Source organism: Gluconobacter albidus (assembly GCF_002005485.1).
Lineage (GTDB): Bacteria > Pseudomonadota > Alphaproteobacteria > Acetobacterales > Acetobacteraceae > Gluconobacter > Gluconobacter albidus.
In genome coordinates this window covers 1,573,166-1,593,376 of sequence record NZ_CP014689.1, presented here as the reverse complement: position 1 = coordinate 1,593,376, position 20,211 = coordinate 1,573,166, and the positions used below count along the sequence as shown (strand labels likewise).

Genomic DNA, 20,211 nt, shown 5'->3' with positions numbered 1-20,211 from the left:
CCCGCGGCCCTTCAGTCGTTGAGCGGATAGGACGCCAGCAGGCGACGCTGTTTGCGCCAGGAATGCAGCATCGAGAACGCGCCTGACGTTTTCCAGCCCCGCGCCCGGTTGGCGGCACCGATCAGGAAGGTCTGGCGGTAATGGGAGAACTGGGCGCGATAGGCTTCCCAGAGCGTCGTCCGCCGGTCCCAGATATGGGTGGCTTCAGACCCGACGCCGTTTATTTCAATAATCCGTAAATTCTCGCCACGCCGCAGATCCTCGATGGAGGCGGCTTTCACGTCCACGCGCCCGAAATGGAAATCCGGAATATCCTGCATGATGGCGTCCAGACGAGCCGTCAGCGCGTCGGTCGTATCGGCGCGGCCATCCCGGAAGACGGACCCCTTGCAGTGATTGCCCGCGAAGACCAGCGACATCTCTTCTCCCTTGGCAAGAATGTTCTTTTCCCGCCCCGCAAGGCGGGGCAGATAGATCTGCGGGACGAGGCTCATGCGCGCGTCGCTCAGGACCAGTTCCTCGATTGTGGAAACGCCGTCGCCTGTCAGGACCGGTGCTTCCTTGTAGGTAATGGAGGTGATGCGGCCATGCGGCTCGTCGGGATGGCGGATGTAGAACAGTCCGGCCTCGACGGGATAGGTGATGAGTTCCTGCACCAGCATGTCCACGTCGTCGGGAAACTGCGGCAGGACCGTTTCAAGCTGCTCACGGGAGTGGACGAGTTTCACGCCAGTCCCATTACAGCCGATATCGGGCTTGATGACGACGGGAAAGGACAGGCCCTTGCGCGTCATGGCATCCAGCGCACGGTGGTCCGCCCCTTTGCCGCTGCGGAAGACGGCATAGGGCGCGATAAAGGACTGTGCCGTGGCGCCCCCCATGTCGAGAATGGACGATTTGCTCTCACCACACAGGCCACCCGTTTCGATGCGCGGATTGGCGGCGGTCGAGATGCTGAGATCACGGTATTTGATCCCCATGACGATCCAGTACAGGACGATGGGCGTGTAGAAGATGGAACCGGGCCAGAACTCGAAGAGGGAAAGCGGGTTCTGATCGGCTTCTGGCTTGGACATTGCTGTTATTGGCTCACGGTCTGGAGACGGGCGATCAGACGCCCGACGACGACGATACACAGGACAAACCCCGCCAGTCCGGCCCAGCGCCAGCCGCCCTGATGGGCAAGAAGCCAGCCGCCGACCCGCATGGCGAGCAGAAAAAGACATGTCGTCCACACCAGCGTAGCCAGAACTGCCGTCAGGGCAAAGCGCAGGAAGGGCGCGCGGAAAAAACCGCAGGCCGTATAGAGCGGAAGCCGGGCGCCGGGCACAAAGCGGGAGATGGCGACGATGCGGATGACATTGGCGCTGAACCAGTCCTGTGTGCGTTCGCGCTTGGGGAGCGTCAGGAAGCGCCTGAGGTAAGGCCAGCGTGCACCGGCGGCCCCAAGGCCGTACAGGCCAAGGTCTCCGACCGCCACGCCGAAATAGAGCGCCATCAGAGCCAGCGGAATACTGACCTCGCCGGCACGGGCCGCGACAGCGGAAAGCACTGTGGCCACGTCTTCAAGGATGAAGGTGCCCACAATGATGGTGGCTGCCTTCAGCCATGCTGGCTGCGAGGCCATGGCGGGGCCGATGGCGATCACGAGTGGGGAGGGTCCATGAACATTCAGTCGCCGGTTTCGCACGCCAGCGCGCCCGCGACAATCTTGCCGTGCCATATTTCGGCGCGAATGCTCTGCCAGGGTCCTGAGAGAGTTCTGGCGAGGCTGGCGGTCCGGGCTGCGGATTGCTAGCGTGTGCCCTATCATTTCTCCCTGCAAGGGACTGGTCCTGACCGTGCTTCAAAGACGTCATCTGCTTGCCACCCTGACCTCCGTTGCCGGTTCGGCCGCAATGGGGCTTTCCTCTGCCAGAGCGCAGGCTGCGGCCCAGACTTCGGCGCAGAGTTACGCAGCTTTTCTCGACAGCGTCCGGACGCAGGCTCTGGCACAGGGGATTGCGCCGTCGATCGTCTCACAGGCGCTCGCCCTGACCCGCACCCCCAATGCCTCTGTCCTCAAGCTGGACCGTCATCAGCCGGAGTTTACCCTGACCTGGGCGCAGTACCGGGACCGCGTTCTGCCGGAGTCGCGTTTTGCGAAAGGGCGGAGTGTCTATGGTGCCCAGCAGTCCGTGATGTCTCCCGTAAGTGCGCGCTTTGGATGCGACGACCGTGCCGTCATGGGAATCTGGGGACTCGAGTCGGGTTTTGGCGCCCATGACGGAACGTATTCCGTCATAGACGCGCTGGCGACGCTGGCCTTCGACGGACGACGCTCGGCATTTTTCCGTAACGAGCTCATGAAAGCGCTCCAGATCCTCAATGACGGCGACATCGCACCGGCCGCCATGATCGGCAGCTATGCCGGGGCCATGGGGCAGGCGCAGTTCATGCCCAGCGCCTATCTGCGCTATGCGGCGGACGGAGACGGAGACGGCAAGCGGAATATCTGGACGTCGGAAGCCGATGTGTTCGCGTCCATCGCCAATTATCTCGGCAAGTGCGGCTGGCAGGTCAACGAGCCCTGGGGGCAGGAAATCACTCTCACCAAAGCGCTCGACAAGACCGAGACCGGCCGGACAAGGCAGCGAACATTGGCCGAATGGATGGCGCTGGGCGTGCGCCGTGCGGACGGGACAGCGTTCTCGCGCCGGGACGTGAAGGGCGCTGTCGTGCAGCCCGATGGCCCCGGAACGCAGGCTTTCATGGTCTATCACAACTTCAACGTGATCCGCCGCTACAACCCGTCGGACTACTATGCACTGGGCGTCGGGCTTCTGGGGACGGGCATTGTCTCTGCGTAATTGCGGGGCCGTTCTGGCCCTTCTGCCGGTTCTGGGCGCGTGTCATCGCGACGAACCCGCGCCTGTTGCGCATCCGCATTATGAACTGGGCGCTGCTTGGCATGGCACACAGGGATGGTTCTATCCCGGCGAGCAGTTCGACTACCGCATGACAGGCCTGGCAACGCGTCAGAAAGCGCCTGCCTCGGGCCTGACCGCCGATGGGGAGATCTGGTCCGCAGAGGGAATGACCGGCGCACATCAGACGCTCCAGCTTCCGGCGATCGTTAGCGTCCGCAATCTGCTGAACGGGCGGATCGTGCGCATCCGCCTGACGGATCGTGGACCACAGGGGCAGGGGCGCATTATCGCACTTTCCCCAAAAGCGGCTGACCTGCTGGGCATGACGGCAGACACGCCTGTCGAAGTCATGGAAGACGAGTTTGCCAGTCGTACACTGGCGGAAGGACTGGGTGGCAGACCCGCCGCACAGAGCATTTCTGCCGCTCCGGTGGGCGAAGTGCGCGAAACATCGCTGAGTGACGGGTCCTCGCACGTCTATGGCAACGACTCGTCCGCTGCGGCGACGTCCGTGGCCGTAGGGCCATTGCCCGTAACATGGATGCAGGGCAGTCCGGGGCCAGCCGGGCTGTATGTCCTGATGGGAATATTTTCCGGTCATGCGGCGGCGGCAGGTGTCGCCCTGCGCTGTAACGGTACGGTTCTGCATGCCTCCGAAGGTGCTGGACTTGAGTGGCGTGTTCTTGGTGGACCCTTTGCTGACATCGCACAGGCGGATGCGGCACTGGACCACACCCGCCTGTGCGGGGTAGAGGGCGCGCGGATCATTGTGGAATGACGGCCCGTTGTCTGAAGGCCGTGGAACTGGGGACGAACGTGCGGACTAGACGCTCTCTTTTCGGTGGGGTGGCAGGCATTGCGGCCTGTGCTTCTTTTGCGGGACCCCTGAAGGCGTTTGCCCGCCCGCACCACCATGCGGCGCACGCTGCGAAAGCTGCTGCGGCTCCTGCGGCAGACGCGCCGGCTGGAACGCCCGCGAACACGCCGATCGGCCCGTTCGATACCGTGGCGCGTTGGGCCTATGTCGTGGATTATGACACGGGCGCCGTCCTGCTCGACAAGGCGTCTGACGAGCGTATGGCCCCGTCTTCGCTCACGAAGATGATGACGGCCTATATCGTGTTCGGTATGCTCGCGACGGGCCGTATCCGTCTGGAACAGAGCCTGCCGGTCAGCGAGAAGGCTTGGCGCACGCAGGGCTCCAAGATGTTCGTGCCGCTGGGCCAGAGCGTTCTGGTGTCCGACCTGATCCAGGGTATGCTGATCCAGTCCGGCAATGATGCCTGCATCGTGCTCGCCGAAGGAATCGCCGGGTCCGAAGAGCGCTTCGTCGCGATGATGAACGAGGAAGCGCCGAAGCTCGGCATGATGAACTCGCACTTCCTCAACGTGACGGGCCTTCCGGCGGACGGGCACTACATGACGGCCCGCGATGTCGCGACCGTGGCCTCGCATCTGATCCGCGATTTCCCGCAGTATTACCATTATTTCGGCGAACTTGAGTTCACCTACAATCACATCCGTCAGGGCAACCGGAACGTCTTGGTGGACAAGGGCCTTGCTGACGGCCTGAAGACCGGTCACACCGATGCGGGCGGTTTTGGTCTCTGTGCCAGTTCCAAGCGCAACGGCAACCGCGTGATCGTCGTCATCAACGGCACGGCGTCGAGCAACGAGCGCGCCCATGAAGGCGAGCGTCTGATGTCCTGGGCGTTTGCGAATTTCGAGAACGCCACGCTGTTCCGTCGCGGGCAGGTCGTGGACTCCGCACCTGTGTGGATGGGCGAACACCGTCAGGTTCCGCTGGTTGCCGGGGCCGATATCGTCATGACTCTGCCCGTCGGCTGGCAGCAGCGCTCTCATATCGCCGTGGATTACGCGTCGCCGGTTATCGCACCGGTGACGAAGGGGCAGGTTTGTGGAGCTCTCGTGATTTCCGCGCCGAACATGGCCGATATCCGTGTGCCGCTTGAAGCCGGCGAATCGGTTGCGAAACTTGGACTGGTCGCCCGTGCCATGACCCGTCTGGGCCATGGCACCGCGCAGTAAGGGCATGGCTGGAACAGGACTGTTTATTACGCTTGAAGGCGGCGAGGGCGCCGGGAAATCAACCCAGGCCCGCCTTCTGGCCGAAGCCCTGCGTGCGGAGGGACACGATGTCCTTCTGACGCGGGAACCCGGTGGCACGCAGGGCGCGGAAGAAATCCGCAACCTGCTGCTGTTCGGGAAGGTCGATCTCTCTTGGCGGGCGGAAATCCTGATGCATATGGCTGCCCGGTCGGACCATCTGGACAATGCCATTCTTCCGGCACTGAGGCGTGGTGAGATCGTAGTGTGCGATCGCTTCCATGATTCGACGCTGGCCTATCAGGGCCATGGTGTCGGTCAGGGTGCACCTGAGGTTCTGGCGTTCCTGAATGGTGCGCGCAAACTCGTGAATTTCGAGCCCGATCTGACACTCATGCTGGAACTCCCCCGGACGCAGGCGCTTGCGCGTCTTAACGCCCGCGGCGGTCAGACGGACCGTTACGAAGGTCAGGCGGAAGCGTTTCACGAGCGCGTTCTGGCCGGCTTTGAGGCCATTGCGTCCTCTGACCCGGCGCGTGTGAAACGCGTGGATGCGGGACAGACGCCGGAAGCCGTCAGTGCAGCTCTTCTGCGGGCGGTGCAGAACCACCTGACGGTTCAGGGCGTGTGAGCGATCCGCGTCATACTCTGGGTCTGTACGGTCACGGCGAAGCAGAAGCGACGTTCCGGCAGGCTCTGGCCGGCGGCAAGCTCCATCATGCCTGGCTGATCTGCGGTCCGGCGGGAATTGGCAAAGCGACGCTGGCCTTCCGTCTGGCCCGACTGCTGCTGAATGCGGAAAATCCGGACTTGGCGCAGGCACGGCGCATTGCGGCGGGCACGCACGGGGACCTGCTGGAAATTTCGCGGGCCGTTGACGAGAAAAAAGGCCGTCTGCGTGGGGAGATCACGGCGGCTGATGTCCGCCCGGTGCAAACCTTCCTGCATCACACGGCGACCGAAGGCGGTTGGCGCGTGGTGATCGTGGACGGCGCGGAATATCTGAACCGCTTCGCAGCCAACGGCCTGCTCAAGATCCTTGAAGAGCCGCCCCCACGCTGCGTTCTGCTGCTGACCACGTCTTCTCCGGGGGCGCTTCTGCCCACGATCCGCAGCCGATGCCGGATGCTTTCGCTGTCCGCGCTGTCAGACGCGGATATGCGCGCCGCATTTCCCGGCATCTCTGCGGATGTGCTGGCACGGGCCCACGGATCGCCGGGCCGGGCACTCTTTCTCTCGCAGGACCGGGACGGCGCGATTGCATCATTTGTGGCGGAAATCCTTGGCGGACAGGTGCGTGGATCGGAAACCATGGCCCTGAGCGAACGTATTGCGAGAGAGGCTGAAGGTTTCGCATTGCTCTGCGATTTGCTAGGCGAGGGACTGGCAGACCGTGCGCGCTCGGCAGCGCGGCGCGGGGATCTTGCAAAGGCTGATCTGGCGGCGCGGCAGTGTTCCGAACTGGACACGCTGAGGCGTCAGACCGAAGGCTTAAACCTGGACAAGGCCCAGGCCATCCGTCAGGCAGCGGAACTCGCTGTCGGCAGCTGAGATGGTCCGGGCGTTATGAAACGAGTGGACATGACGCGGCGCTTCACCATCACGACCCCGATCTTCTATGTGAACGGCGCTCCGCATATCGGGCATGCCTATACCTCCATCGCGGCCGACGTTCTGGCCCGCTTCCATCGCCTGAACGGCGAAGAGGTCCTGTTCGTCAGCGGCACCGACGAGCACGGCCAGAAGGTCGAGCAGACGGCCGTGGCCAAGGGCATGGACCCGCAGGCCTACGCCGATGAGGTTTCGGCCTCCTTCCGCCAGATGCAGAAGGATATGGCGATTTCGACCGACGAGTTCATCCGCACCACCGAAGAGCGCCACAAGGGCGCGGCCAAGGCGCTGTGGGAGAAGGTCGCAGCGAACGGGCATATCTATCTGGGCGCCTATGAGGGCTGGTATTCCACGCGCGATGAAGCGTTCATCGGGGAGGACGAACTGGTCAAGAAGTCCGACGGAACGTTCGTGGCGCCGTCCGGTGCGCCGGTCGAGCGCGTCAAGGAGCCGTCCTATTTCTTCCGTCTGTCCGATTTTCAGGACCGCCTCCTGAAGCTGTACGAAGACAATCCCGACTTCATCGGTCCCGTCGGCCCGCGTCGTGAAATCGAAAGCTTCGTCCGTCAGGGGCTGCGCGACCTGTCCGTCAGCCGCACGAGCTTCAAATGGGGCGTGCCGGTTCCAAACGATCCGGACCATGTCATGTATGTCTGGTTCGATGCACTGGCGAACTATCTAACGGCCGTGGGCTACCCCGATCTCAACGATCCGCGGGCGAAGTTCTGGCCGGCGGATGTGCATGTCGTGGGCAAGGAAATCGCACGCTTCCACTGCGTGTACTGGCCAGCGTTCCTGATGGCGGCGGGCATTGATCTGCCGAAGAGCGTGTTTGCCCATGGTTGGTGGACGGTCGAGGGCGAGAAGATGAGCAAGTCTCTCGGCAATGTCCTTGATCCGAAGGCGTTGGCCGACGAATTCGGGCTGGATGCGCTGCGCTTCTTCCTGATGCGCGAAGTGCCGTTCGGCGGCGATTCCAATTTCAGCCGCCGCTCCATGATCACGCGCACGAATGTCGAGCTGGCGAATGATCTCGGCAATCTGTGCCAGCGTACGCTGAGCCAGGTGGCCCGTAATCTGGGCGGCGTTCTGCCCGAGCGTGGCACGCTGACCGAAGACGATCAAGCCATGCTGGCGATGGTGACGCTGCTGCCGACGATCATGTCCGAACAGATCGAGCGCAAGGCGATCACCGATGCGCTGGAAGAAGTCTGGAAGGTCATTCGCGCCGCCAATTCCTATATCGACCGCCAGGCCCCTTGGGCGCTGAAAAAGACCGATCCGGAGCGGATGGCGGATGTGCTGCGGGTTCTGGTGGATATGATCCGCGGGATCGCAACCATGCTTCAGCCTTTCATGCCGGACACAATGGACAAGATGCTGGTCCAGCTCGGTGTGCAGGACGACGAACGGACATTCGCCGCTCTTGAAACCCTGCTTCCGGCTGGCCGGACGCTCCCCAAACCCGAAGGCCTGTTTCCCCGCTTTGTCGAGGAAGAGGCATGACAGGATTGATCGACACGCACTGTCATCTGGACAAGCTCGACGACCTTGCGCCCGCTTTCGCGCAGGCGCGGGAAGCGGGTCTGTCCGGAATGATCACGATCGGGACACGGTTTTCAAAAGCAGATACGCAGATTGCCCTGACGCAGCATGACACGCCGGATCTTCGGATCTGGTGTGCAATCGGCATTCACCCGGATTATGCGGGTGAGGAGCGCCTACCATCGGTTGAAGAGCTTGTTGCCAAGACCGCAGCGCCTTCCGTCGTGGCGATTGGGGAAACGGGGCTGGATTATTTCCATAGCGGCGATGAGGCTAAACCGGCCCAGCATGCTGCGTTTCGCACCCATATCGCGGCTGCACGCCAGACGGGACTGCCAGTCGTCATCCACACACGTAATGCCGATGACGACATGATAGGCATCCTGCGCGAAGAGCATGCGAAGGGCGCGTTTCCGTTCCTGATCCACTGCTTCGCATCTGGTCCGAAACTGGCAGAAGCCGCTCTGGAACTGGGGGGTTATATCAGCTTCTCTGGCCTGCTGACCTTTCCGAAATGCGAGGAAATCCGCGAAGTCGCAAGGATGGTGCCGGAAGATCGTCTTCTGGTTGAGACGGACAGCCCGTATCTTGCGCCTGTCCCGAAACGCGGAAAGCCCAACACGCCGGGATATGTTGCCTACACGGCAGCACGTCTGGCAGAGGAGCGCGGTGTTTCTTTGGACGAGATCACACGGATTACGACCGAAAATGCCCGTCGTCTGTTCACGAGGATCGCTGCATGAAGGTGACGATCCTTGGATGTGGAGGTTCCGCTGGGGTTCCCATGATCGGGGGCGAAGAGGGACCACAGACGGGGATCTGGGGTGCGTGTGACCCCACGGAGCCGCGTAACCGTCGGACGCGCTCCTCAGTTGTGATCGAAGGCGAGGGCGGCTTTCGGCTTCTGGTAGATTCAGGGCCGGATTTCCGCGATCAGATGCTGAACTGTGGCCTGAGTCATGTTCATGCGGTCCTCTATACGCATCCGCATAGCGATCATATTGGTGGTCTGGATGAATTGCGGGCCATCAACCGCGTGATCGGAACGCCACTGCCACTTCTCGGCACGCAGGACGTGCTTGAGGAACTACGCTTGCGCTATGCCTATGCGTTCGCGCCCTGGAAGGGCCCGGACTTCTATCGGCCGGTTTTTGATGAACGGATCGTGCAGACTGGGGAGACAGTTTTGTTCCCCGGATTGAATGCTCAGATTTTCGAACAGCGCCACGGGCGGATCACATCTCTGGGCGTACGGTGCGGAAACTTTGCCTACAGCACAGATGTCGAAACGCTTTCAGATGAGGCGCTGTTGCTGCTCGAAGGGGTTCAGGCCTGGATTGTGGACTGCTTCCAGTATGATCCGCACCCCGCCCATGCCTGGCTCGAACGCGTGCTGGAATGGCGCGAGCGTCTTGGCGTGAAGCATGTGATTCTGACACATATGGGTCCGGACATGGATTACCAGACCTTGTGCAAGACGCTGCCCGAGGGTGTTGAGCCTGCCTATGACGGGATGGTTCTCGAACTCCAGGCTTAATGGAGCGGGCTGTCTGGTGAGAGAACACTCTGTCCTGTTGGGTGTGCGAGCGGTTCGGCTGGAGGAACTGAGGGATTGAGCGGATATCGTTTTCCGTCAAACCGCATGCGGCTGAGGACAAGGGCAGGGCGCCCATCTGGCAACTGTCCAGAATAGGAAATTTCGAGATCGTGCCAGCCATGAGTCAGGTTAGGCAGGATGCGAACCGGCAGATGAACCAGCGTTATGCGTGACAGAAGGTGCCATGTACCCCTGTTATTCGTAAGAATGAAGAGTGTGCAGCCACCGCTTGCACCGCACCATTCGCTGGTCCGCGCATAAACGAGATATTGCTGCGTCTTGCCTGTCGCGTCGAGCGCGGCGCCTGCGCCCTGATAAAGTGATAGCCCGAGCTTCGCCTTTATGATGCACGGCATCGGATTGGGAGGTGCTGCATCAGCCTGTCCATGAAGCATGAACTGAGCACATAGGACGTAGAATAAAAACATTCTCATGAGAATGTTCCTTTAAAAGACCGGGCAGGGAGCACTGGCCCGGTCTTTCAGGTCAGAACGTCATCATCGCACCGGCCGACATCGTGTGGTCGCTCTCATGAGCAATCCCGTGGGCATCGGATTCCGTATGAGCGTATTCGCCCACGAGCGTGAACCAGTCCGTCAGGTTGTAATAGATTGCTCCGACTTCTGACTGGTTGCGGCGAACCATGGATGGATTGTCTTCACCCGGTGCCTGATAGAGATTGCTGACACCATAGCTTCCGACAACCTTGAGCCTTGGCAGGATCTTGTAGGCCGCCTGAACATAGTAGCCTTCCGAATTGCGCTTGCGCCCTTCGGCGGAAACGCCATCAAAAAACAGACCCGTCGTGCCGAGGCCACTGCCGTAATAGTAATAGGCCACGCCTTCAAACGGTCCGCGCGAAAGCTTTACGCCTACATCTCCGGCTTCAACGGTCGTACCTTTACGGCTGCTACTACCCAGGGTTGCACTGGTCAGGTTCTGCTGGTGCTGAACGAGGAAGCTGCTCCAGAAGCGTGTCGTGAAGCCCGCGATATTGCCATCATACGTGACCTTGCCCTGAAGCATGGGAGAACTGTGCTGGGTGGTGGTCGCAGAAAGTCCGCCGCCTGCGAAGTTAAATTCGTCAAGCGGTGTCATGACACCGACCGAGGCCTGAAAGCCTTTCCATTTCGGCGAGATATAGGTGATCTGCGGGAGCCAGTCGGTATAGACGTAACCGACGCCGATACGGCCCAGAGACGTATTGGCGGGATTGGCGTTGCTTCCGGTGCTGCCAACGCTGAGAAGCGTGGCGTCGTTGAGGATGGCATCCGAAGCAAACAGCGCGATATCGCGACCGAGCTTGACCGTACCGAGTTCGTCGGTTCCCGCAGTCATGAAGACCTGACGGAAATCGAGGCCAGCGGTTCCGAGACCCACCGGGCTGCCGCCGGAATTGGCATTGAAAGTGCTGGGATCGTTGTTGTTGATGCCAGGATACATCCCAAAGACGGCACCCAGTTTGATTCCTTCCTGCACCGTATTCAGCTTGAGGATCAGACCACCCGGCAGAAGTCCGTTACGGACGGACGAGGAATCGAACCCGCTGCTGCCGGTCGAAACACCGCCTGCGACAGGGCGACCGCCGCTGGGGCTGTTATAGGTGTAATAGGCGTTCACGAAGCCCGAGATGTTGATGTCGATCTGGCCTGCCTGGATCGTAACGCCTTTGCCCGCAACATAGGGCTTCACGCGCACGATACTGTCCGGATTATACGTCCTGCGTGCTTCCATCAGGGAATTGCGAGCATCCTGTGCGCTCGCCGAGGCTTCCATGGCAGCGCGGCGCGCTGCAGAAACGGCGGCAATCGTCGTTACGTCCGGAGGAGCATCGAGGCTGCTGCCTTCGTTCTGGGGGCCATAGCGCATGTAACGGTTGCGATGGCGTGCGGGGGCCGGGGATGCCCCGTCGTCGTCACGTTGCAGCGAGGGGTGCGCGTGATGCTGGTGATGTGACAGCAGTACGTTGTATTCCGAACGGCTCAGGCTGCCTTTGGCGCGAAGGATGTCGAGCAGTTCCGTATAATCATCAGCCCGTGCGATGGTCGGGAGGGCGGAGAGAACAGCAACGCAGAATGTGCTTCCCAGAAGACTCAGGCGGCACAGGGACATAGATGACATATAAACAGCCGCTCCCGCGGATATACCGGTGATCGAGTATGTGCTCTCACCGGCAGAATGGACTACACCGCTTTTCCTAGCGCGAATGGAGACATTCTTCGCAACAATAGGATGTGTTCTCACAAAAAAGTCAGAAATTTAGAGTTTTTGAGCCTATAAGTTGGCATAATATATATTATACGACATTCGTGTGCTCGAGATCCCGCTTCTTATCCATGTCCGGATCCTCAAATTTTCTAAATCCGTGCCCAAAAAGCATTGAGCCGCAGAACTATAAAGTTTCTGCATGTGGCATTTTGCCATGTGTAAGGATTTATCCCGGTTTTCGGCTCTTTTGAGCCGGATTTTGAGTCGTAGATCACACGTCAGATGATAAATTCAGACCTATGGCAAAATGCCACTAGTCAGATTGGGGCATTTTGCCACGGCAATATTCGACTAAGAAACCATGGCAAAATGCCATAAGCATGATGATTGGCATTTTGCCATACTCATCTCTCCCCTTTACCCCTGTGGGTTTCTGCCGTTACGCAGGATCTTCCTCCCCTGCGTCACTGAGGCTGCATGACCGAGATCCTTCCTGCTTCCCCCCTCATCGAACCGTTTGTCTCCACAAAGCAGCGTGAACTCTGGGGGCATCCCATCGGGTTGTGGGTTCTAACGCTGACGGAAGGCTGGGTCGGGTTTTCTCTTTATGGCATGCAGGCCATCCTCGCGCTTTATCTGACCGACCATCTGCTCCAGCCGGACCATTCCGGGCATGTATTTGGGCTGGCACCGCTGGAGACGTTTGTTTCGGCTTTGTATGCGCCGGTTGGGCCGAGGGCCATGGCCGGCGCCATTACGGGGCTGTTTCTGGCCTTGATCTATGCCACCCCTCTCCTCGGCGGTTTCTTGGCGGACCGCGTGCTCGGCCAGACAAGAACCATTCTGCTCGGGGCTGTTCTGATGACGGCCGGTCACTTCCTGCTGTCATTTGACTGGAGTTTCGTGCTGGCGCTGGGGTTCCTGCTGACAGGTCTGGGCATGGCAGGAGGATTGCGGGCGCAGGTCGGTGCGCTTTATGCTCTAGGCGACCGGAGACGTTCGGATGCCTACCAGATTTACATGATGGGGCTTCAGGTTGCTGTCATCGTATCTCCGGTGCTGTGTGGAAGTCTTGCGCAGATCGACTGGCACTGGGGATTTCTGGCTGCTGGCGTCGGCATGCTGATCGGGCTTGTCGTCTATCTTTTCGGGCGCCGCTGGCTTCCTGCATCAGAAATGGCAGTGCGTGAGACGCCGGATGCCCTGGACGTTTCAAAGCCCACGCGCCCTGCCCTGACATCTCAGGAAAAAAAGACGATCCTGCTCCTTCTGGCGCTTGTTCCGGTCATGGCTGTTGGCGCTATCCCGAATTCGGAAATTTTTGACGGGTATCTGCTCTGGGGGCGCGAGCATTTCCAGCTTCGTCTTCTGGGACACGAGATGCCAGTGAGCGACCTGATCTCCCTGGACGGTTTCATCAGCACCCTGTGTGCCGTGGCAGTCCTCTGGTTTTGGAAGGCCTATTCCCGACGGCGGCAGGATCTTTCCGAAATTGCCAAGGTCGCACTGGGAACGTTTATCGCGGCGTTTGGCCCCCTGATGCTGGCTTTGGGGTCATGGATCAGCCCGGGGCCGCATGAGGTCAGCCTGCTCTGGGGACTGGCGTTTCACATCATCAATGACATCGGCTTTGCAATGAATTACGCAATCGGAATGGCGCTTTTCTCACGGGCAGCTCCTGTGAGCGTCAATACCATTCTCGTGGCCTGCTTTTCGCTGCATCTGTTTCTCTCCAATCTGTTGATTGGAAAGCTTGCGACGCTTCTGGGGCGTATTTCCGATGTTTCGTTCTGGCTGCTGCACTCGGGAGCGGCGCTGCTGGCGGCGGCCATTCTTTGTTTTTGTGCGCTCCGGTTCCGCGACCTGCTTGCTCCCGAAAAAGAGACATCGTCTCCAGATCTTTAAGGAGGCGAAACCAGATGGCGCATCTCTGAGGCGGAGGCCGTGGAGACGGCGTCCCCGTCCAGCGTGCGAACCGTGACAGGCATTAGCAGCCCATCCGCTCTTTTCTGGCTACGCTGAATAATCAGGCGCTGAACGATCGGGTAATCCCGGATCAGCTTCTCGAAAACCGGTCGCGGAATGGCCAGCAGATGGCTGAACTGAAGGGAGCGGACGGTGCCGGGCATCGTGTCGTTGCGGATGACGGACGCCGCGCCGATCAGATCCCCGCTCCCGAACAGGATTTCCTGCTCGGCCAGATTGACCTCAGCCAGTCCCGCGACCTGGGCATACACGACACGGACGCGCTGTCCGCGTTTGAACAGCACCTCTCCCGGAGAAACGAAATGCATCGAAACCTTGGCTGACAGTTTTTGCAGTACACTGTCGGGAACGCCGTTGAATGCAGGGAACGCCCGGAGACGCTGTTCGATGCCACTCTTGAGATTGAAGCGTAGCGGAGCGTCCAGCCGGGCACGCTGGCGTTCGATCTCACGGTGCAGTTCGCGATGAAGTTCTTCGGAAATCAGGCTGTCGGCTTCAAGGGCATCGTATTCCTCGTCCTCAAGACGCAGGGCGATCTGTCGCAGGATGCGGCTTTCCAGCGCTTCGGAATAACCTGAATAATGCAGGCGAAGAGTCTCCAGCGCATCGTCCAGCAGCTTGCGCTGGCGGCCGAGCACTTCGGACACGATTTCCGTGATGCGCGGGCCAAGCGTAGGTTCCATACGCTGGCGAACAAAGCGCTGAAGCGAAAGCGAGACGAGATGCGCGATGATGAGCATCTCAAAGCGCTCCATCATGCAGTTCGTCAGGGGCTCATCAATATGCAGGCGGCTGTGAAGTTCCTGCGCGATGCGAAATCGCAGGGAGGGTTGAAGGCGCCGCTTGAGCGCGCGCACATAGCCGTAGCGCCCTTCCAGTCTGGCACCATCCGCCATGGATTCCGCTGTTCTCAGCAGTGTTTCCATCACACGCCGTGACAGTCCCTGAATTCGGAACAGGTCCAGCAGGAGGGAGCGTTCCTGATTGGCGATGGTAATCAGGGCGATGTTGACGCGGTTACGGTCGCTCAGCGCAGATTCGAAATTATTGGCCGCCCTCTCCTTCTCGGCGCGACGCTCGAGACGGCTGATGACACCCGCACGGGTCTGCTCGCTGAAGCCAAGCTCTTCGGACAGTTCCCGCGTTCGTTCGGCAACCTCACCCAATCCAATTCCCACGATCTGCTGGCGGATGGCCTGATCAATGGGCGAAAGCTGATCCAGTTTGAAAAACAGGACCAGAGCCCGCAGCGTCGTGCCGTTGATCAGAAGCGTGATGAGAACGAAGCCGGTGGCGATGATACCGACGAAATGGGCCACAGGGCTTGAAACGCTTTGGTTCTCTGTTACTGCAAGGGCAAGAGCAAGCGTGATGGCGCCGCGGATGCCACCCCAGGCCATCGTGGCCTTGAAAGGGTTGGGAACAGGCGGCGACAGTTTCGTGATGGCCAGAAGAGGCAGCATGCCGAAAATCACGGCCGAGCGCGCGATCAGACCAGCCACACTTGCGATCAGGATCAGCACGAAATCCCATTTCGTCATGCCGATCAGCAGGCGCGGAACCAGCATGGCCGCCAGAAGAAACACGAGCGAACCGGCCCAGAAAACGAGCTGCTCCCACATCTCGTTCAGAAAACGCCAGACCTGTGGGCGGAAGGTTGACGGCCCGTAAGCGGAAACGGTCAGACCCGCAGCAGCCGTCGCAACTACTCCCGAAAAGCCAAGCATCTCATCACACAGGATATAAACGGCATAGGGGAGCGCCAGCGTCAGTGTGACTTCCGAAGCCGCTGACCCGCCCAAGCCCGCAATCAGTAACAGTGTTAGTCGCGCCAGACAGACGCCAACCACAATGGCCCCGATGAAGGCCGTCAGAAAATCCATCAGGGCTTCGGTGGGGTGGATCTGATGATGGGATGTGACGGCGGCGAGCAGGATTGAGAAGATCGAAATGGCCGCGGCATCGTTCAGGAGTGCCTCTCCCTCGACGAGGCGTGTCAGGCGTGACGCCGCGCCGATCTCGCGGAAAATTCCGGCCACGGCGGATGGATCGGTCGTGGCGACGATGGAGCCCAGAAGAAGGCAGACGACAAGGCTCTGTTTGGCAAAAGGATAAAGCGCAAAGCCGATTGTTGCCGTGGACACAATGACCGCCACGACCGCCAGAAGAAGGACCGTCGCCGTCTCATGGGCCAGACGGCGCACATCAATGGCCATTGCGCCCTGGAAAACCAGCACGGGCAGAAAAATCAGCAGAAAGGCTTCGCTGTTGACTGGGAAATAGATCAGCGCTTCCGCCGCGCCGTCCAGAAGATCGGTCGCAGACGACCGGACGATCAGAGACGCAATCAGCCCCAGCCCGATCCCGGTCAGGGCCAGCAGGACAGCCTCTGAAATTTCAAGACGTTTCGCGAGAGGCTGAATGATGCTGACAAGCGTGAGCAGGAACGCGAGCGCTAGGAGTACGGCTGCAAGTCCTGTCACCATCATCGTTGTCTCGGCTCTTTCATCAGATCGTCCGCAGACGAGGTGGCATGTTTCAAGTTGGCATGGCTTCTTCGGAAGTGGCGTTCATCCAGCGCTGGACCTGTCCTTCCGGATCGGAATGGGCGATGAAATCGCTCATCACAGCCACCGTATCCGCTCCGGCTTCAAGGCACTCCGCCAGCCGCGGCACCGTAATGCCACCGATCGCTACGAGCGGAACATCGCCGCACAGCTCCCGCCACTCCGCCAGCTGCTTCAGGCCCCTGCCCGTCAGCTTTACGCCCCGAAGCTCCGTGGACCAGACAGGACCAAAGGAAATATAATCCGGCTTGCAGGCCAAAGCCGTTTCCAGCTCCTGCCGGGTATGGGTCGAGATACCAAATCTGATACCTGCGGTCCGGATGGCCTCCAGATCAGCGGTTTCCAGATCTTCCGGACCAAGGTGCAACCACTCATAGCCCAGTTCGATGGCAGTTTGCCAGTAGCGGTTCAGGGCGAGTGACACATTGAAACGGACCGCAAGTTCCTGAGCCAGCAGAGCCTGCGCACGGACGTCCTCTTCAGACAGATCCCGGAGATACAATTCGATGAAGCGCAGTCCGGCTCCACCAAGCCGCTCCACCCATCGGGGCTGGTCAACAACGGCGTAGATCCGGGATGGAAGGGACGACATGACGTTCATACTCCACAGGGCCCGCAGGCAAGGCCGTACCTCTTGAGATCGGGCAACACTGTTACAGTTTGGACCCTACGCGTCCAGAGGCGTGACATCGTTATCAACGCCCTGTTTTCACAAGCGTTCCTGCAAAACGGAAATCAGTGTTTCTGCGGGATGGGACGGACGGATTCCGGCCATGCGCTCGGTCTGGCAGCGGCAGGAAAAACCGGTCGCAAGAACCGGCATCTCAACTTTTCTGGCCCAGTTCTGCTCAAACATATCTCGCGACATCTTGGCATGTTCCGTCTGATGACCGAACAGCCCGGCCATTCCGCAGCAGCCTGCTTTCCCGGCATCTGCCGGAACGCCAAAGTGTCGGAGAATAAAGGCCCAGTCCCCTGCACTCTCCGGTCGGGCAGCCTGTTCCGTACAATGCGAAATCACAGTCATGCCAGAATTTTCGCTGCTGGCCGAAACAGGTTGGAGCGTTCCCTTGGAAATCTGCTGCCGGAGAAAAGTCTCCAGCGGAAGAACTGTCGGTATGGGCTGAGCGCCTGCTATGTCCCGGTATTCCTGCGTGAACATGAGGCCGGTGGCGGCATCCAGAGAAACAACAGGAATATCGAACGCGGCCAGTGCCCTGAGTTTCTTCAGGGTTAAGCGTGCCGTCACCCCAAAGCCTTTGCGAAATCCAAGAACATGGCGCGCCTTGCCGTTGTCCCAGACTGGGGTGAGTTTTGCATCGAACCCAAGCTGCGTCAGAAGCGCATGAATCTTTTCGACAAGAACACCATCAAAACTGCCGGTGAATGAGTCCTGAACCACAATAACAGCGCGGGAATTGCCGCGGTTGCGGCGCAGCCATGAACGGCTGACCTGACTGCCCGTCTTCAGTCGCGCCGGTCTCAGATGCGGCAGATCCACCAGCCCCAGACGGGAGAGAATGGCTTGCGATGCAGGACTGTGCATCAGGAGATTGGCGAGCCTGGGGGCCATTCGCCCTGCCGCCAGAAGTGGTTCCAGCCAGTAGACAAGATAATCCCGGACGGGTCTGCGGTTCTCACGAAAATACGTTGAAAGAAATTTCGAACGCATGGACGGAATATCCACGCGGATCGGACATTGTGTGGCGCAGGCTTTGCACGACAGACACGTATCCAGCGAGGCCTTGAGTTCTTCTGTCAGAACGGGAAGCATAGCCCGGTCTGGAGCATCTTCCGGCAGGGAGCGCAGTCTGGTCCAGCTTCGAAGCAGCAGGGCGCGGCCTTTCGGAGACTGCGAGCGGTCTTTCGTGATCTTGTAAGACGGGCACATGGCCATGTCCGGCTCACGATTGAAACAGGCACCGTTGCCGTTGCAGCTTACGGACAGGCTGTAGGGGGCACGCAGTGCCGGCGTGATCTCCTCGTCAAACCCGCCCTTGAATGGAATGCCATCAATCCGGTCAACAGGATAACCCGCCCCACCCGGAGCCAGCTTGCCACGATTGAAAATATCTTTGGGATCAAAGACATCCTTGATCCGGCAAAGCTCTGCAAAAAGCGTTTCTCCAAAAAACAGTGGCGAAAACTCCCCGCGGAATCCCCGACCGTGTTCCCCCCAGAGCAGACCGCCATGAAGCTTCGTCAACTCAGCCACCGCGTCTGAGATTGGACGGATCAGCGACCGGTCTTCGGCCGTCAGCATGTCCAGAAACGGGCGCACATGCAGGCACCCGACATCCGCATGACCGAACATGCCGTAGGACAGCCCGTAACCGTCCAGAATGTTACGGAACTCGCTGACATATTCCGGCAGGACTTCGGGAGGGACAGCCGTATCTTCTACGAAGGGAACACCCTGCCTGTGACCGTCCGGACGCCCGAGCAGCCCTACGGATTTTTCCCGGAGCGTCCAGAGATTCGCAATGATTTCCGGATCAGAAACTGCTTTATGATCAATGGGTTTTTGAGAGGAGCTCTCAAGGAGCATGATAGCATGAGCCATCTGCCCCTTCAGGATTTCCAGATTGTCTCCCACGAACTCGACGAAGCTCATTCCCTTGACCGGAAGGGCTGACGTGTTGCCCAGAACGCGTTCAAGAGCATGCCATGTCACGTCCTGCTGGGCCTTGGCGAGGACACGGTCATCCAGCACTTCAACGGCTGAAGGGTTGGCAGGTAGAAGTGTCTGGACGTCCTGAAGAGTATCATTGAAGCTGGCATAGCGGACGACGATAAGCTGACGGTATTTCGGTAATCGTCTGACTCGCAGAACGACTTTTTTGGTCAGGGCAAGCGTGCCTTCCGATCCCGCCAGCAGTCGTGCGAGATGAAAGCTCCCGTCTTCGAGCAGGACATTCTGCAGATTGTATCCGGTCAGACCACGGTTCATGTCCGGGAAAACGCGCCGGATTTCGTCCGCACGTTCCGTAACAACCCGGTGGACCTCGCGGTAGGCCTGTGCTGCAAGCCCCGCCCCGTTCATCGCTTCTTTCAGTTTTTCAGCAGTCAGTTGGCCGACTGAAAGATCGCTTCCATCCGCAAGAACGACATCCAGCGTCTCGATATAATCGGATGTCCTTCCATAGATCCGGGACCCTTTGCCGGAGGCATCCGTCGCAATCATGCCTCCGATCGTCGCTCGGGTGGCAGTTGAGACGGTTGGCGGGAAGAAAAACCCATGTGGCTTCAGAAAGGCGTTGAGCCGCGCCAGAATAACGCCCGGCTCAACGGTGACTGTGCCTGTTTCGGCATCGAAATCGAGGATCCGGTCCAGATGGCGTGAGACGTCAACCACGACGCCATCGGTCAGGGACTGGCCGTTGGTGCCTGTTCCACCGCCCCGGATTGCGAGCGTCAGATCACCTTCAGAAGCCGCTTGCACGGCCCGGTTGAGGTCTTCGCCAGTGCGGGGATGAATGATGGCAGCCGGGAGGCGCTGGTAAATGCTGTTATCGGTTGAAGAAACCAGCCGCGAGGAGACCCGCAGGTCGATATCCCCTTCAAAGCCCTGCTCGTTTAGCCTTCTGACGAAAGCTTCACGCAGGACGATTTCGGGAGCGCTGGGGGAAAGGCCTGAATTTCCGGCTGGTGTTCCGGATATTGCGTCTCCACCCATCTTTACGTCCCTTTTAGTGTTTCATGGTCCATACCGTGATAATGA

The 20,211-nt window shown here is 59.6% G+C and carries 16 protein-coding genes; 9 read left to right on the top strand and 7 right to left on the bottom strand.

The genetic code is table 11. The features are described from left to right. Positions 1-11: 11 nt before the first annotated feature. Both A0U94_RS07175 and A0U94_RS07170 read right to left on the bottom strand, forming a co-directional pair. Positions 12-1,076: an ATP-grasp domain-containing protein gene (locus A0U94_RS07175; RefSeq protein ID WP_077802953.1), complete on the bottom strand. Its 1,065-nt coding sequence runs from the start codon at positions 1,074-1,076 to the stop codon at positions 12-14. A gap of 5 nt (positions 1,077-1,081) precedes the next feature. Then, entirely contained in the window at positions 1,082-1,648 is a 567-nt protein-coding gene (locus tag A0U94_RS07170; protein ID WP_077802952.1) for a DedA family protein, read from the bottom strand. Positions 1,649-1,841: 193 nt separating this feature from the next. Here A0U94_RS07170 and A0U94_RS07165 point away from each other — a divergent pair, with 193 nt between their 5' ends. The 8 genes from A0U94_RS07165 to A0U94_RS07130 are packed head-to-tail and all read left to right on the top strand — an operon-like array spanning position 1,842 to position 9,669. Continuing rightward, on the top strand, positions 1,842-2,849 hold the full coding sequence (locus tag A0U94_RS07165; protein WP_077803893.1) for a lytic murein transglycosylase: 1,008 nt from the start codon (positions 1,842-1,844) through the stop codon (positions 2,847-2,849). Next, positions 2,836-3,687, top strand: coding sequence for an RlpA-like double-psi beta-barrel domain-containing protein (locus A0U94_RS07160; RefSeq protein WP_077802951.1), 852 nt, complete (start codon positions 2,836-2,838; stop codon positions 3,685-3,687). Before A0U94_RS07165 ends, A0U94_RS07160 begins: the two co-directional genes overlap by 14 nt. Beyond that, positions 3,684-4,958 (top strand): D-alanyl-D-alanine carboxypeptidase family protein, encoded by a 1,275-nt coding sequence (locus A0U94_RS07155; RefSeq protein WP_077802950.1) that lies wholly within the window; start codon positions 3,684-3,686, stop codon positions 4,956-4,958. The genes A0U94_RS07160 and A0U94_RS07155 overlap by 4 nt, the downstream gene beginning before the upstream one ends. 4 nt (positions 4,959-4,962) lie before the next feature. Beyond that, positions 4,963-5,607, top strand: coding sequence for a dTMP kinase (gene tmk, locus A0U94_RS07150; protein ID WP_149026810.1), 645 nt, complete (start codon positions 4,963-4,965; stop codon positions 5,605-5,607). Beyond that, positions 5,604-6,527 carry a DNA polymerase III subunit delta' gene (locus A0U94_RS07145; RefSeq protein WP_077802948.1) on the top strand — a complete coding sequence of 308 codons (924 nt, stop codon included), beginning with the start codon at positions 5,604-5,606 and terminating at the stop codon, positions 6,525-6,527. Before tmk ends, A0U94_RS07145 begins: the two co-directional genes overlap by 4 nt. Before the next feature lie 30 nt (positions 6,528-6,557). Next, positions 6,558-8,093 (top strand): methionine--tRNA ligase, encoded by a 1,536-nt coding sequence (gene metG, locus A0U94_RS07140; RefSeq protein WP_077802947.1) that lies wholly within the window; start codon positions 6,558-6,560, stop codon positions 8,091-8,093. Continuing rightward, positions 8,090-8,875, top strand: coding sequence for a TatD family hydrolase (locus A0U94_RS07135; RefSeq protein ID WP_077802946.1), 786 nt, complete (start codon positions 8,090-8,092; stop codon positions 8,873-8,875). The genes metG and A0U94_RS07135 overlap by 4 nt, the downstream gene beginning before the upstream one ends. Beyond that, the gene (locus A0U94_RS07130; RefSeq protein ID WP_077802945.1) at positions 8,872-9,669 is read left to right on the top strand and encodes an MBL fold metallo-hydrolase; all 798 of its coding nucleotides are present in this window, start codon (positions 8,872-8,874) and stop codon (positions 9,667-9,669) included. The genes A0U94_RS07135 and A0U94_RS07130 overlap by 4 nt, the downstream gene beginning before the upstream one ends. Here the strand turns inward: A0U94_RS07130 and A0U94_RS07125 are convergent. Continuing rightward, positions 9,666-10,163 (bottom strand): hypothetical protein, encoded by a 498-nt coding sequence (locus A0U94_RS07125; RefSeq protein ID WP_077802944.1) that lies wholly within the window; start codon positions 10,161-10,163, stop codon positions 9,666-9,668. The two genes, A0U94_RS07130 and A0U94_RS07125, sit on opposite strands and share 4 nt — an antisense overlap. 52 nt (positions 10,164-10,215) lie before the next feature. Next, positions 10,216-11,841 (bottom strand): porin, encoded by a 1,626-nt coding sequence (locus A0U94_RS07120; protein ID WP_149026809.1) that lies wholly within the window; start codon positions 11,839-11,841, stop codon positions 10,216-10,218. Positions 11,842-12,414: 573 nt separating this feature from the next. Between A0U94_RS07120 and A0U94_RS07115 the strand changes: the two genes are divergently transcribed. Then, entirely contained in the window at positions 12,415-13,842 is a 1,428-nt protein-coding gene (locus A0U94_RS07115) for a peptide MFS transporter (RefSeq protein ID WP_077802943.1), read from the top strand. Here A0U94_RS07115 and A0U94_RS07110 read toward each other — a convergent pair. The 3 genes from A0U94_RS07110 to A0U94_RS07100 all read right to left on the bottom strand — a co-directional run bounded on the left by A0U94_RS07110 (position 13,839) and on the right by A0U94_RS07100 (position 20,166). After that, entirely contained in the window at positions 13,839-16,412 is a 2,574-nt protein-coding gene (locus A0U94_RS07110) for a cation:proton antiporter (protein ID WP_077802942.1), read from the bottom strand. The genes A0U94_RS07115 and A0U94_RS07110 overlap by 4 nt on opposite strands. A gap of 49 nt (positions 16,413-16,461) precedes the next feature. Further along, complete coding sequence (locus A0U94_RS07105; protein WP_077803891.1) at positions 16,462-17,082, bottom strand: thiamine phosphate synthase; 621 nt, start codon at positions 17,080-17,082, stop codon at positions 16,462-16,464. 117 nt (positions 17,083-17,199) lie between these two features. After that, the gene (locus tag A0U94_RS07100; protein WP_077802941.1) at positions 17,200-20,166 is read right to left on the bottom strand and encodes an FAD-binding and (Fe-S)-binding domain-containing protein; all 2,967 of its coding nucleotides are present in this window, start codon (positions 20,164-20,166) and stop codon (positions 17,200-17,202) included. Positions 20,167-20,211: the final 45 nt, after the last annotated feature.

What these genes read in the sequence shown, in the direction of transcription:
- A0U94_RS07175 (WP_077802953.1), bottom strand. Translation starts at nt 1,076, where the DNA reads ATGTCCAAGCCAGAAGCCGATCAGAACCCGCTTTCCCTCTTCGAGTTC.
- A0U94_RS07155 (WP_077802950.1), top strand. Translation starts at nt 3,684, where the DNA reads ATGACGGCCCGTTGTCTGAAGGCCGTGGAACTGGGGACGAACGTGCGG.
- tmk (WP_149026810.1), top strand. Translation starts at nt 4,963, where the DNA reads ATGGCTGGAACAGGACTGTTTATTACGCTTGAAGGCGGCGAGGGCGCC.
- metG (WP_077802947.1), top strand. Translation starts at nt 6,558, where the DNA reads ATGACGCGGCGCTTCACCATCACGACCCCGATCTTCTATGTGAACGGC.
- A0U94_RS07135 (WP_077802946.1), top strand. Translation starts at nt 8,090, where the DNA reads ATGACAGGATTGATCGACACGCACTGTCATCTGGACAAGCTCGACGAC.
- A0U94_RS07130 (WP_077802945.1), top strand. Translation starts at nt 8,872, where the DNA reads ATGAAGGTGACGATCCTTGGATGTGGAGGTTCCGCTGGGGTTCCCATG.
- A0U94_RS07125 (WP_077802944.1), bottom strand. Translation starts at nt 10,163, where the DNA reads ATGAGAATGTTTTTATTCTACGTCCTATGTGCTCAGTTCATGCTTCAT.
- A0U94_RS07120 (WP_149026809.1), bottom strand. Translation starts at nt 11,841, where the DNA reads ATGTCCCTGTGCCGCCTGAGTCTTCTGGGAAGCACATTCTGCGTTGCT.
- A0U94_RS07115 (WP_077802943.1), top strand. Translation starts at nt 12,415, where the DNA reads ATGACCGAGATCCTTCCTGCTTCCCCCCTCATCGAACCGTTTGTCTCC.
- A0U94_RS07110 (WP_077802942.1), bottom strand. Translation starts at nt 16,412, where the DNA reads ATGATGGTGACAGGACTTGCAGCCGTACTCCTAGCGCTCGCGTTCCTG.
- A0U94_RS07105 (WP_077803891.1), bottom strand. Translation starts at nt 17,082, where the DNA reads ATGTCGTCCCTTCCATCCCGGATCTACGCCGTTGTTGACCAGCCCCGA.
- A0U94_RS07100 (WP_077802941.1), bottom strand. Translation starts at nt 20,166, where the DNA reads ATGGGTGGAGACGCAATATCCGGAACACCAGCCGGAAATTCAGGCCTT.